Annotated in this window: 12 protein-coding genes; 5 read left to right on the top strand and 7 right to left on the bottom strand. The window is 47.2% G+C overall.

Annotation, left to right across the window (positions count from 1 at the left end; genetic code table 11):
- Positions 1-267 precede the first annotated feature (267 nt).
- On the top strand, positions 268-474 hold the full coding sequence (locus ABTV53_RS24390; RefSeq protein ID WP_433747418.1) for a hypothetical protein: 207 nt from the start codon (positions 268-270) through the stop codon (positions 472-474).
- A 203-nt stretch (positions 475-677) separates the two neighbouring features.
- Positions 678-1784: a stalk domain-containing protein gene (locus ABTV53_RS24395; protein WP_433747421.1), complete on the top strand. Its 1107-nt coding sequence runs from the start codon at positions 678-680 to the stop codon at positions 1782-1784.
- 177 nt (positions 1785-1961) lie between these two features.
- On the opposite strand, the gene ABTV53_RS24400 is transcribed toward ABTV53_RS24395, so the two are convergent.
- The 3 genes from ABTV53_RS24400 to ABTV53_RS24410 all read right to left on the bottom strand — a co-directional run bounded on the left by ABTV53_RS24400 (position 1962) and on the right by ABTV53_RS24410 (position 5514).
- On the bottom strand, positions 1962-2618 hold the full coding sequence (locus ABTV53_RS24400; protein WP_433747424.1) for a hypothetical protein: 657 nt from the start codon (positions 2616-2618) through the stop codon (positions 1962-1964).
- A 35-nt stretch (positions 2619-2653) separates the two neighbouring features.
- Entirely contained in the window at positions 2654-3709 is a 1056-nt protein-coding gene (locus ABTV53_RS24405) for a hypothetical protein (RefSeq protein WP_433747427.1), read from the bottom strand.
- An 89-nt stretch (positions 3710-3798) separates the two neighbouring features.
- Entirely contained in the window at positions 3799-5514 is a 1716-nt protein-coding gene (locus ABTV53_RS24410) for a DUF6138 family protein (protein ID WP_433747430.1), read from the bottom strand.
- A 331-nt stretch (positions 5515-5845) separates the two neighbouring features.
- Between ABTV53_RS24410 and ABTV53_RS24415 the strand changes: the two genes are divergently transcribed.
- Positions 5846-6088 carry a DUF7662 domain-containing protein gene (locus ABTV53_RS24415; RefSeq protein WP_433747433.1) on the top strand — a complete coding sequence of 81 codons (243 nt, stop codon included), beginning with the start codon at positions 5846-5848 and terminating at the stop codon, positions 6086-6088.
- Positions 6089-6155: 67 nt separating this feature from the next.
- Here ABTV53_RS24415 and ABTV53_RS24420 read toward each other — a convergent pair whose 3' ends face one another.
- From ABTV53_RS24420 to ABTV53_RS24430, 3 genes are all read right to left on the bottom strand, one after another.
- Positions 6156-7808: an extracellular solute-binding protein gene (locus ABTV53_RS24420; RefSeq protein ID WP_433747436.1), complete on the bottom strand. Its 1653-nt coding sequence runs from the start codon at positions 7806-7808 to the stop codon at positions 6156-6158.
- A gap of 134 nt (positions 7809-7942) precedes the next feature.
- Complete coding sequence (locus ABTV53_RS24425) at positions 7943-9535, bottom strand: response regulator transcription factor (protein WP_433747439.1); 1593 nt, start codon at positions 9533-9535, stop codon at positions 7943-7945.
- The gene (locus tag ABTV53_RS24430; RefSeq protein ID WP_433747442.1) at positions 9510-11270 is read right to left on the bottom strand and encodes a sensor histidine kinase; all 1761 of its coding nucleotides are present in this window, start codon (positions 11268-11270) and stop codon (positions 9510-9512) included. The genes ABTV53_RS24425 and ABTV53_RS24430 overlap by 26 nt, the downstream gene beginning before the upstream one ends.
- 318 nt (positions 11271-11588) lie before the next feature.
- Here ABTV53_RS24430 and ABTV53_RS24435 point away from each other — a divergent pair, with 318 nt between their 5' ends.
- Both ABTV53_RS24435 and ABTV53_RS24440 read left to right on the top strand, forming a co-directional pair.
- Positions 11589-12509: an ABC transporter permease gene (locus tag ABTV53_RS24435; protein WP_036668173.1), complete on the top strand. Its 921-nt coding sequence runs from the start codon at positions 11589-11591 to the stop codon at positions 12507-12509.
- 33 nt (positions 12510-12542) lie between these two features.
- Positions 12543-13421, top strand: coding sequence for a carbohydrate ABC transporter permease (locus ABTV53_RS24440; protein ID WP_017692164.1), 879 nt, complete (start codon positions 12543-12545; stop codon positions 13419-13421).
- A gap of 67 nt (positions 13422-13488) precedes the next feature.
- On the opposite strand, the gene ABTV53_RS24445 is transcribed toward ABTV53_RS24440, so the two are convergent.
- Positions 13489-13680, bottom strand: coding sequence for a Spo0E family sporulation regulatory protein-aspartic acid phosphatase (locus ABTV53_RS24445; RefSeq protein WP_433747445.1), 192 nt, complete (start codon positions 13678-13680; stop codon positions 13489-13491).
- Positions 13681-13767 lie beyond the last annotated feature (87 nt).

Below are 13767 nucleotides of genomic sequence, written 5' to 3' on the forward strand. Positions count from 1 at the left end.
GGGTGTAACGCAGGGTTCTCTAATCTGGATCACTCTGTGGACAAAAAAATTCGCACCCTTCAGTGAAGAAAGCTGCGAATGCCTGTTGTACCAAGGTTTTTTTGAATTAAAAAAACTAAAATTATAGTGATCTTTCCGATCCAAGACTACCTACATACTGTAAGACAGATACTTTATTTCCCTTAATTTCTCAAATAAATCTTACATCAAAGGTTAACTTGAAGTACAATAAAGACATATCAACTTATTCGCGAAGGAGGTCCATTCATGACCTGGCTGCCTTATGTTTTAATTATAGGTATCGCCTTATTTGGAGGTGTTGCTACCATGATCATCGGAAATTCCAAAGCCAATCGGACTAGCAACCCCGAATATGACCGCCGCACAAAGCAAAACCTAAGCAAACTCTCCTATGTATATGTTGGTGCGATTGTCCTTGGTTTTGGCGGACTAGTCCTCTATCTTTTTAACTGAAATGTTTCGATTCCGCAAAGAATACGTTCAAACATGCCAAGCATCTTCATGTTTCGTTCTACATTCTCCTGTCTATATACACATGTTTACAAGTTGGAGATAATTCAGAATTATTCTGGATATGTTCGGGGTTTAATATAAAGCCATAAGGGACAGCGAGCCCATTAAACTAAACCAACCCCAACTTGAAGGAGAGATATAGGATGAAAAAAAACATGAAGAAATCCGTAGCAACGATGATGGTACTGGGCATGACATTAACAGGAGCAACGGGCGTATTTGCTGGAACGCAGCTGGAGAAGATCTCGGCATACCTTAACCATGGAATCAGCTTCAATGTCGATGGAGCAGCTTACTCACCAACCGATGGCAATGGCAACAAACTGGCTCCAATTACCTATAACAACTCTACTTATCTGCCCGTACGTGCGCTTGCCGATGCGCTGCATGTGCCTGTATCCTATGATGGCAAAAAAGGACAGGTCATTATCGGCCAAGCTGCAAGTAATCCATCGGCCTTGACGAATGTAACGTATAACGCAGCACAAAAAGAGGCGATTCAAAAAGCTTTTGCACAATTCGATGGGTTCGAGACAGCTTATGCCCCTCAGCAGATGATCTCAGGTGACACGTTCAAAAGTGTAGGTGCAGGTGGCGACGGTGTAAGCTTTATTTTCAGCCATATGAAAGTGGATGTGTCTCCAAGAGATTATTCGGACGGCTATACGAGCAAAGACGTGAAACTATCCAATGGGGTTATCGCCAAATGGTACACACCCGATCAAACGGGCATGCTCACATTCCAACTGGATGATCGCTACGTTACCCTTAGCTCGCCGGATCATAAGCTGAGTCAAGCTCAGTTGCAACAAGTCGCTGTCTCTGTTCAGAAAACAAATAGCAACAATGATCAAGGGATCACTGCATTCGCAGATGTGAACTACAGCAAGCAACAATTGGATAACATCCGCAAAGCATTTGCGAAGTTTGACGGGTTCACAACAGCCTATGCCCCACAACATATGGTTGCTGGAGATACGTTCAAAAGTGTAGGTGCAGGCGGTGATGGTGTAAACTTTGTTTTCAATCGTATGAATGTCACGGTATCCCCTAAAGACTACTCGTTCAGCTATGATGGCAAAACGGTAAAACTGCCTAATGGCGTATCCGCCAAATGGTATACACCAGATCAAACGGATATGCTCACGTTCAAGCTGGATGATCGTTATGTAACCATCAGCTCACCGAATAACCAATTGACTCACAATCAACTGGAGCAAATGGCGGTATCCGTACAAAAAGTGAAATAAACTAAAATAACACACATCATTTCGGTCCCGCTCTATGAGCTGGGGCTGATTTGATGTGTGTTTTGTCCTTACCCTTTAAAAATAACTTCTACAATATCTTATTATTAAGGACATACATGTGATTCGGTTAGATCTAACCTTCTGGGTACAGACAGACAAAACGTCCCTATCCTGCAATTAACTCTCAACCTTGTTCATAACCTGACGAAGCCAGTAATACCGATGCAAGTCCATAATGAAGTGAAACACGACAAAGGCCAGCATAATGTATACACACATCAGCACAACAGCCACAGTCTGCTGCGTAACAAAGGCCAGTGAAATATTGGCCAGAAGATATGCTCCGCCCGTAATCATCGTTAATGTGGCAACAGGCATACCCGTGCTTTTATCCCCTTTTTTTCGCTGAAGGGGTTGCCGTAGCTTACGCAAACGAAACTTCACGTATTGGAACAAGGCAAAACCATATACTGCAAATGATCCAATGGCGTACCAAGGTGTTGTCAGACCAATTGTCCCGTAAGCAAACTTCTGTATAATCACCATAAATCCCACAGAACAAACGATACCAAATACACCTCGGAACAATACATAATTCAGTTGGAGTCTGCGTGGGGCAGAAACCAGGGCAATCGCCCATATATTCATAAAGGCTAGCGGTGGCACAAGAATATACACATACAGCGATTGGAACGGGACACTGAATACTGGAATAAGCAGAAATACGTTAAGGAAAAACAGGACAAGTATGCCTGCACTCAGCCGAATACCATCTACTGCATAGATAACATAAGGTGAATCCTCATACGTATTTGAACGTTTATTGTTAGCCATTATAGCTCTTCCTTGATATATTCGTTTCGTCATAATTACAGCACCACTTCTGGCAAACGAACAACCCTGCGATAGTACATCGCATCCATCAAATCCTCCCAGTCGAGTTCACTGGCATTAACGTCTCGATAATACACCGCAGCAGCAGGCAAGAAACCAACCAATGGACCTGTACCACCACATATTAGGCTACCGCCGTCCCCGCCTTTAGGCATCACGTCTCCATCCGAATCGAGCGTAAGCTCAACCTTGTAGGGATCACCGGCAAATTGCACCCCGAAGAAATTCGGCAGTTCCAGATCATAAGCACGATCATCTTCCTTTTCTTCAACCCGTGAAGAGGCCGACTCTCCCGATCCATCCACAATCCCATCCACACCTTCCAGAATTCCAAAGTGCTTCAATCTCATCGTATAGTCGAAGCTGTCCCCCCAGGGAAATAACGTGCGACAACCGCCACCATAGATATACTCCCATTCGTCTTCGGTCAGCAAACCAAAGCCCGCCGCTGCTTCCTCTCTCACCACGTCTTCCAGCTCTATTCCTTCGTTGAACCACAGGATTCGCACTTCATCCTCACTTTGGCGAATCAGACGGAATTGTTGATGCAATTCATATTCACGTATATCCGACTGCTTAAACTGCTCCAGTGCTGACGGGAAATCAGGATCTTCCTGTGCAAATGCTTCCTCCTCGGACACTTCAATCCAGCCAAGCGAGATCAGTTCACATTCCACGAGCATCGGGGCAATAGTAACTTCTCTCACAGGTGACATCTGACTCGCCAGAAACGAATCCACGTCCTCCACACCATACTCACTGACCGTTTCATGAAGGTCGGCTGAGGTCTCTTGGTTCATGCCATGCTGCCAACGATCCCAGCCAAGCGTGACTTGATCCCCAGGCACAAATACAAATCTAAGTCCATCCTCCGTAAATACACCTGTCTCCATTCGCTGACCGAATCGTTCAAATGTTTCAAGTCCCTCATATTGCATACCATCTGGTAACTGATGAACCAGCTTACGCATCCAAGCCTCTTTGTCTTGGGCATCTAACCCCTGCCACATGTCTCGACTCAATGCTTCCACGACTTCACCCACCCTTCCTTACGCACTTTCACTTTTCTAAAATACTTACTGGCTGGTATAGCACAACCTTACTTGTGTTGTTTACAATTTTATTTCCCTGCGGCCTGCAACAGTTCCAGCAATAATTCCTTACGTCTCCCCTCCGCTTTGCGAGCGAGCGTTGTGAGCTTCTCCACCTTACCGAAGATCGGATAGAGTACACGTTCTGCTTCATAATGCTCAAGTTCTTGAATCTGTCTAACCAACAGTTCGAGTATTTCATCATTCTCCAGCTGAGTCTGAACCTTCAGCTTCAGACTGTCCGTCGAACGACGCAAGCTGGCGACTAACGCAGGTATGGATTGAGCTGTTACACCCTGTTGTTCCACAAATGCCGCAATGAACTTGTCCTGAATCAACTGATGCTCATCATCCACTTCATCCATGTAATATTCAACCAGCGGGAAATACCGCTCATCCACGAGCCCCAGTCCAAAGGTTGCATAACTGCCTGGCATACAATTCTTCTCGCCTTCGGTATCCTCATAAAACTCAAACTCCTGAATAGCCTCACGCGCATACTCTTCCAGGAGTGGATGCAACTCCGGATACGCCAGTGCATTGGCAAAGAATCGGTGGGTATCCGACTTCGCGAGACCCTTGATCGGCAAATACTGCTTTAAGGCGGATTTCAGCTTGATTTTATAACTTTTCGGAAAGCCCTGCTTCAATAGATGATTGATAAAGGTAAGTGCTTGCTGATAGGCACTCGCCTCTTCCTTCCGAATGTGAATGGTCATCAGCGCAAATACATCATTTGCTTTGCATTCCACTTCTTCCGTTTTCACATGAGTATCGTCCTTCGCATACGTCCCGCTACCTTCCGTCATCATAAGTGCCGCACGTCTGCTGCCGAGTTGCTTCGCGAGTTCCAGGTAAGTCTGACCTTCGGCTTTGCTATAGCTCGGCTCATATCGTAGAATCATCACCGCCGCGTATAACAGCAGATCTATGGGTTGAGTGCCGAATGCTTGCACCTTCCCCTGCTCGTCCGAATGTTGGCCTGCCTGTGTATCGATGTTCGATTGAAACGTGACTCCTGGCTTAAGCGAATATTCATTGGTACGATACGCAGAAGACTGCACATCATAATACTGCGGCAAAAACTGATTCTCTGCCCATGCCTTCAACGCACGAGTAATATCACCACGATGTTCGGCAAGTGCCTCCGGGCGACCCTGATTCAACTCTTGGATCCGGTCATACTGCCTGAGGATCCATGCTACATCCAGCTCAGGAAACAGTTTCGGGTCAAGCAGATGACGCGTCAAAAAGAAGGATTCCAACGGCTTTGTTGAATATGCACCATTCTCCAGCTTCTGATCAATATATGTATGAATACGTTCAAGCAATTGCTGCTTTTTCTCTTCATGGATATATTCCAGCAAAGTCAGTTGCAGCTTCCCTTCGGTTGTAGGGAATTTACCGCGAAAGGTAAATTGATAGTCAATTAACGGGGAATCGGCCAGCTTGTCCAGTCTTCCCTGAACAACCTCTACAAGCGTAGGGCCAATCTCGTTGCGAACCTGTTCCTCGGTAAAGGCTCCTGCCTGCTTGGATTGTAGGCCATCATCCAAACCCAGATCCACACTGTCCACTGTAGTCCGTCCAGGTCTATAATCCAGCAAAATGTCATTAAAGATACCCATTTGAAGCGTAGTTCGCTCCGTAACATTTTCCAAGTCATCCCGCTTTTCCTGTTCATCAAACCATTCATGGATCGTCGTCATCATCTCTTCCATTGCCTGGTCATAAAGTGTACTCATCGAATCTCCTGCCTTCCCATGCATCTAATGATGTTTATCAACCAAACTTGAACCTCTATGAATCCCGGATCATTCCGGAGCATCTCTGTTATAAATACGTATTGATGTTCGCATACTACCTATTATTTTACTCTCTCAAGTACACCTCGAACAATAAGGCAGCAGGGGGAGAAAAGGTAGTGAAAGATAACCATAAGTGGTATTTAAGACACGCCCTAGTCAAAGAGATCTACGGATGCCTTTCACATCTATGTAGGCTCTCGGTATGCCCTCGCTATCATCATGACCACGTTGTATAATCATTGTATTCCTTTTCAGGAGGTCTAACGAAATGAGCTACAGCAAATACTTCCCTTTGGAAAACTATTTGAATCAGGTTTCAATCACCCTTACATATGCAGAGCTTGAAGAGATTCTCGGATTTACGTTACCCCCTACAGCGTATAATCGCGAACAATGGTGGGTGAATAATTCCATGAATCATACACAGGCGCTATCCTGGTTAAATGCCGGATGGAAGGTGGATCATGTGATTCTAGGAAAAAACGTTACCTTTGTCCGCTGCGAGTCATAATCGGTCTAAGACATACCAAAAAGCAGGATAGATCCGATGAATTCATCGTTCTACCCTGCTTTGTTTATTAATTAACGGTCTTATACCATTCGTTCACTTCGGCGGTAATATCATCGCCGCCCATGGATTTCCACTTCGTTACAAACGCATCGAATTCCTCAATGCCCACTTGGCCATAGATGATCTTGCTGAACGTATCCTTCTCCAGCTTGTCGATCGCGTCCTTCTTCATTTTCATCGTCTCCGTCGGTGCCCCGGTGAACTTGTTCTTGATCGCATTATCTTTGTTCGCAACGACCACTTCAGCGGCCACAAATACTTCAGGTTTGTTCGCAATCTTCGTATTTTTCTCAAAAGGTGTCTCCGGCTCTTTGCCCTTCGCAAGTTCCGCCAGCGTATCCATCATCAGATTTGGAATCCGTGCACCATCATACGTAATCGTATATTTGAGTGGTGATACGCCGTCCTTCACTTCGGCTTCACCAACGACTTTGCCGTCCACGATGTCATAGTCGTATCCTTGCGCAAAGCCATGCTCGAACTCACTGCCCACTTCAGGGTTCGCAAAGTTGTCGAACAGATAATTCTGATACGTGAAGAAAATCTCCGGATTCGCCATATCCTTGTTAATCAGCACCACTCCATTGCTTGCCCCGGAACCATGTTGATGGCTCTCGCCTGTTGGCCCTGTAGGTAAGGCAATCGCCTTGTATGTGGCACCGTCCACATTTTTCTTCACATCATCAATCGGCCAGTTTGGCATCCAGTGTGGCCCCACGATAATGCCTGCTTTACCTGCGGTGAACAGTTCTGCTGCCTTGATCTCGTCATAGACACCTGCTTCTTTGGGCAGGTAACCCTTGGACAACCAATCTTTCATGGTTGTCAGGCCTTCCTTCACACCTGGCTGAATGGAGCCATATTGTAGTGTTCCATCTCCAGCATCATTCCACTGTCCAGGCATCGTGTTGTACATGCCGAAGATCCAGCCGGATTCCGTCATCCAGGTATTGAGCGCATTCTTCATGCCCACGGTCAGACCATACGTATCTTTCTTGCCGTTTCCATCCGGGTCCTGATTCGTAAAAGCATCCATGACCGTAACCAGCTCATCCATGGTTTTTGGTTCTTCCAGTCCCAGCTTCTTCAGCCAGTCTTCACGGATGAACATGACCGAATCGCCGTTGTAGGCATAATCGAAGATTGGAATGCCGTAACGCTCGCCCTCATACATGTACGGATACCATTCTTCCGGTGCCGATTCGGATGCCTGTTTCCATGTGTCCGAAGCATACTTGTCAAACAACTCGCCTGCATTGGCAAATTTGCCGGATTCAATTAATTCCCGCACCAGATTGTAGTCTCCCCGAATGGAGACGATATCCGGCAGTTCTTCGTTAGCCGACAGGGACAGGCGCAATTTCGTGTAAAATGCATCATTGGTCACCGAAACGGCCCACGGTGTGGTCAGATCGATGCCAAGCCGTTCCTTTGCCCATTTGGTATGCACATTGTTCTGTGCCGTTTCCCCGTTCTTGAATTTCGTATCATCATTCCAGGCCCGCAAATAGCTCATCTGTACCGCCGGTTCATACTTCCCGTCTTGCAGAGCAAGTGGTGCAGCGGCTTCCTTCGCTGGCTCTTCCTTGGCCCCCGAACTGCATGCCGTTACGGCAACCATCGTGATTGCGAGCAATGTCGTCATCATTTTTCTATACATGAACTAACCCCTCCTCAGGTAACTTGGATACCCTTTGTGCCAAGTCGATTGATACCAAATGCACCTTACATGAAAAGGATAGTGCAGCCGGGGAGGCAAACATATATCACAATTTCAATGTTCATATTGATTTGTTAACCGTTCCGAAAATCCTGCGGGGTCAGTCCATAATGTTTGCGGAACACCTGAATGAAATAAGGCGTGTTGTTGTACCCCACTTCCTGACCAACTTCATAGATCTTCATCGCCGTATGCTTGAGCAAATGAACCGCACGTTCCATTCTGGAACGGATAATATAATCACTAATGCCTTCACCTGTGGATTGTTTGTACATTTTGGACAGATATACCGGGTGCAGATGCACCTCTCCGGCAATGACCTGCAACGACAGATCCTCGCCCAGATGATGATCAATCCATTGCTGCACCTGCCTGATCAGCGTTGATCCGGCATCCTGTCCCACCTCGCTGGTGCTCTCAGCCCACTGCTGCATTACAGACCGAGTCCACGTTTCCAGACTACGCAGCGAGATACCATAACCATCCTTGAGCAACTGCTGATACTGCTCGCCAAGCACTTCGGTTAACTGTCTTCCTTCCCGATGAGCCATCGTTGAGAATGCTGCCGCCAGATAATGAAAAGCCACATACACATGCTCCGGGAACACACTGTTCGACAGTTCGGCAAAGATCTGATCAATCTTCAGGTGTGCATCCTCCATGCGCCCCGCTTCCATCAAAGTCGTTAGACCCGGCGGTTCATACAGTGCTGCAAGTGACTTCAATGTGGCCCCACTGGTTCCTGCCGCCGCATTCAGATGCAATCCTTTGCCCGCCTCTGCCTGCTTACGAAGAGCACTCACGGCTTGATGATATAGCTGGGGCACCTGATCCGGGAATCGCCCCATACGACTAACGGACAGGGAAATGGTCGCGTTCAGATACTGCCTTACACTGTGGATTAATCGTTCCCCAAGCCGACCCATTAACATTTCCGGTTCGGATTGGGTTTGTTTGGGACTTGCCATAAAGACCAGGTCATCGTAAGCGTCATCTGTATGGCAGAGATGATGGGTACTGCCGTAGATCTCTTCCACCACATTGGAGATGGCGTACTTCATCAGTCGAAACGCTTTATGTGTGGGTTGATGGTCATCATACCGGATGAGCAGCAGTTGCATTTTATCCTGTGGACGGAACCCGATCTCCAGTTGCTCCAGCTTGCCTACAAGTTCGTCATTCGCAAATTTATGTCCTAACAGCACATCCTTCATCAGCTCCGCCCGCTTCTCCGGCAGATGTTCTCTCACTGAATACATGGCCCGCTGATGCAGCATTTGTTTCTCACCCTCCAGGCGAATCTGCACAGCGGCCTGCTGCACGGATTCGATCAGTTCCTCGTCCCGGACCGGTTTGAGCAGATAACTGACTGTTCCATGTTTGAGCGCCTGCTTTGCATAATCGAAGGAAGCATGCCCCGATAAAATAATGCATTTTGTCTGTTCCCATTTTTGCCTTATATGACTGACCAGATCCAGACCGGAAAGACCCGGCATTCGGATATCCGTGATAATAATATGGACCTGATGTGTTGACATATGTTCCAGTGCCTCTTTGACTGAATAAGCTTTGAATACTTGACCAATCCCGTGTTCTCTCCACGGTATGGAGACAGCGATCGACTCCACTGCCGAATGTTCATCATCCACGACCATCAGATTCATCATGCGGTTGTTCCTCCTCAAACCATCGAATTTCTACACTAAGTCCGCCATAGGGAATCGCTCCAAAATGAAGCCCGGACGACAGCCCATATCGCGTAACGAGACGCTGGTGCACATTCCACGTGCCTGTTCCAATCTCCTCGCCCATCGGTTCATTGATCTCCTGCTCCAATTCGGCAATCTCTTCCGCTGTCAGCGTGACACCGTCATTGTCTACAAACAGGCTATATCTTGTATATTTCCTTCCCTCCATATGTTCGGGTACCGCCATCCCCGTTACGACGATATGCCCACTGCCTTCCATCGGTTCAATGCCGTGGATCACCGCATTTTCTACGATGGGTTGAATGAGAAGCCGCGGAATATGGAGCTGCATCAGTTGCTCCGGTACGGCGATCTCGTAGGTCAGCCGGTTGGTCCGCATCTGTTGAATGGACAGATAATGGTCCAGCAGACGGATTTCTTCTTCCACTGTCGTCATGTCATTCTCGCCTCGCGTAATGTAGCGATAGTAGTCTCCCAGACTTAGCGACATGGCAATCACCGCTTCCCGGTTGCCGAGCTGGGTCATATTTTTGATATAAAACAGGCAGTTGTACAGGAAATGGGGATTGATCTGTGATTGCAGATGTTTCAGTGTTGCTTCCCGTGAGCGAATACGTTCCTCGTATACCTTCTCGATCAGCTCCTGAATCTGCTCTGCCATATGGTTGAAGCTCTGGGTCAGATACGCGAATTCATCACGGGAGTGATCGACTGGAATCCGCGTGGACAACTGTCCTTTGCGAATCTGTTGCAGGCCTCTCATCAAGCGATGGATAGGCACCTGAACTTTTCGATACAAAAGCAGTGCAGCCCCGATACTCAGCACGAGCAGTAACAGAATGGAGGTAATAAACATATTTCGGCTCTTGTCCATTGGGTTCAACAGATCGTCCAATACCACCGGGTTCACATAAACGGCTTGCAGTTGTTTGGAGTGCACGTAACTGACCAGATATTGCTTGTCACCTACCTCCAGCTGATGATTTCCTTCCCTCTCCGGTCCGTTAAAGGGGATATCACGCAAGATTGCATCGACCAGTTCAGGGTCTGCCGTACGGTTCAGCAACGGATCGTTACCTGGTACGAGCAAAAAGGGATCTCCGCCCTGCGTTTCTTTGAAATCATCCAACATGGCAACCACGTTCATCGGGTCAAAATTAATCTCCATCACCGTTCGCACGCCTGTATTCACCGGTTTTTCATTCCACTCGTAGTTATCCGTGAAAAAGTAGGTGAAACTCCCCTGCTCCAGCTGCCATTGGCCTGGTTGCGGAAACGTCAACATCTTCTCATCGTAGACCGTCCGGCTGGACATGGTGGACAACACAAGTTCCGCTTGGGGCAGCACAATGGTAATATCGTTCTTCCAACGGCTGGTGGACTGGTACAACGATAATTTGTCGAGAATATCCAGATAGATACTGTTCTTCTCATATTGGCTGGTTGAGTCCGTCATGTAACGGTAATGCAGGATACTTGGATCTCGCAGCAATGTCAGGCCATACAGCGAGAGCTGCTCGATATTTTTATCCACCTGGGAACTGAAGTAATTGAACTGGTTCAGACTCGACTGTTGTTTCTCTTCAACGACCATATCGACATTTGCCTGGTTCGCGTATGTATAGAGCAGCAGAATGGGTACGAGCAGGCAGATTAAGAGAATGACCGTCTTCGCAAATACTGTGAATTTCATCGTTTCACCCTGTCCCTGAATTTGAAGTCGTTCTACACCGAAGTCTTATTTTATATTGAAAGCCCTTACAATTCTATATGATTTTTTGTTCTCCCGCTTTCCTGTGACTTGAAATCCCCTGTTTCCATCAACAAGTTAATATTTCAACATCCGCATTGAAATGTTGTTCTATAGTCCGCCCTTTTCCATTGCTATAATTCAGTTGCTCCACTCTGTGCAGAGGCTTGCTCGCCTCATGTTGCCGGGGGTGGACGAGATAAAGGAGGGACCCTGATGGCTATGGAACAACCGCTAACAACCAATACGCCGGTACGAAAAATGACACCCCATCCACGCAAACGTACTCGCTGGAATTTCAAACGCACGTGGCCGCTGCATCTGATGCTGCTGCCTGCTGTACTGCTCACTTTACTGTTTGCCTATGTGCCCATGGGCGGCATTATTATTGCTTTTCAAGACTTCAAACCGTGGCTGGGGTTCACTGGCTCCAAATGGGTGGGCTGGGACAACTTCCGGTTCATGTTCGAATATCCCGACAGCGTTCAGGTCATCTGGAACACGGTGCTGATCGCATCGATGAAGATTGTGGCCGGACTGGTGGCCCCCGTAGTGTTCGCCATTTTGCTGAATGAGGTACGGAACTCCACGTTTAAACGTTTCTCACAGACCTTGGTGTATCTGCCCCATTTCCTGTCCTGGGTTGTCCTGGGCGGTATTCTGCTCGATATGTTATCACCGGAAGGTGGACTGGTAAACCAGGTGCTGGCGGCGGCTGGTGTTGAACCAATCTTCTTTCTGGGGGATGGCGACTGGTTCCGTGTAACCGTGGTTGTCAGTGATGTATGGAAGGAATTTGGATTCGGTACAATTGTATTTCTGGCAGCACTTGCGGGCATTAATCCTGCATTGTATGAGGCTTCCGAGGTGGACGGGGCAACTCGGCTCAGACAGACATTACATATTACCCTGCCTGCACTTGTGCCGATGATTATCGTGGTAGGTACGTTATCGCTGGGCAATATCCTGAATGCAGGTTTTGACCAGATCTTTAACCTGTACAATCCGCTGGTGTATGAGAAAGGCGATATTATCGATACCTTTGTCTATCGGATGGGGATTTTGAATGGCAAAATGAGCTTTGCGACCGCCGTTGGCCTATTCAAATCATTTGTCGCGATGTTCCTGGTCATCTCTGCGTACCGGATGGCTTACAAAATCGCCAATTATCGTATTTTCTAAAGGGTTAGCATAATGCATTAAGGGGGAATCAAGGTGTATCACAAAACAACCGGGTACCGTATATTCAATGGTTTTAACCTGATATTCATCGCGGCCGTCTCGATCCTGTGCATCCTGCCGCTGGTCCATATTCTGGCCGTTTCCTTCAGTGGCAAAGCGGCCGCATCCGCCAATCTGGTGACACTTTGGCCGATTGATTTTACGGTGGACGCCTACACCAAAACATTTGGTAACAGTAACTTTCTCAGTGCACTCTGGATCTCAGTCCAGCGTACGGTTCTGGGCACACTGCTCAGTATGACACTTGTCTTTCTGACGGCTTATCCGTTATCCAAGGAGAGTCTGCATTTCAAGGGGCGCTCGTTATATGCGTGGTTTTTCATCTTTACGATGCTGTTTAGCGGGGGATTGATTCCGTCCTATATTTTGATTCAGAAGCTGGGACTGATTAATACGATGTGGGCATTGATTTTGCCAGGAGCGGTCGCTGTTTGGAACCTGATTCTGATGATGAACTTTTTCCGCAACGTACCGAAGGAACTGGAAGAAGCTGCATTCATTGATGGGGCCAATCATATCACGACACTGTTCAAAATCTATCTGCCAGTATCCATGCCCGCCATTGCCACGATCTCTTTATTCACCATGGTAGGTCAGTGGAATTCCTGGTTCGACGGGTTGATCTATATGAATGATGCTTCCAAATATCCACTTGCCACGTTAATGCAGACCATTATCGTACAGCAGGATTTCTCTAATATGAACGTGGATGCCACACAGCTTCAAAACATGTCTCAGCGTACGGTGAACGCGGCTCAGATCTTTATTGGCGCCCTACCGATTCTGCTCGTATATCCGTTCTTGCAGCGTTTCTTCGTAAAGGGAATTGTGCTCGGGGCGGTAAAAGAGTAAGGCAAACACACGGAATCCCTTCATGGGATTCTTCTTCATTCTATAAGAGTATTCAATAAGTTCATTATCATGATTTCAGTTGATTCGAATTCGTTCTCCCGCGAGTCGCGTTGTTATATTCATTAATTAACTCATCCAGTATCATGGATTGGCGAATAACCTCCGGATGCCACAGTTCCGGGTATTGAGCTGCAATCTGATAGAGCCTTTGCCGTGCATGTTCGATACACTCCTGAATGGTTTCCGGATTATGTACCATACTCCCGCCCCCTGTTGTCCTTGAATATCATCATCCAAAAAAGACCATCTAATATAATATTCGGAACAAGAGGGGGTTTGGATTACC

The organism is Paenibacillus amylolyticus, from assembly GCF_050990605.1.
Lineage (GTDB): Bacteria > Bacillota > Bacilli > Paenibacillales > Paenibacillaceae > Paenibacillus > Paenibacillus amylolyticus_H.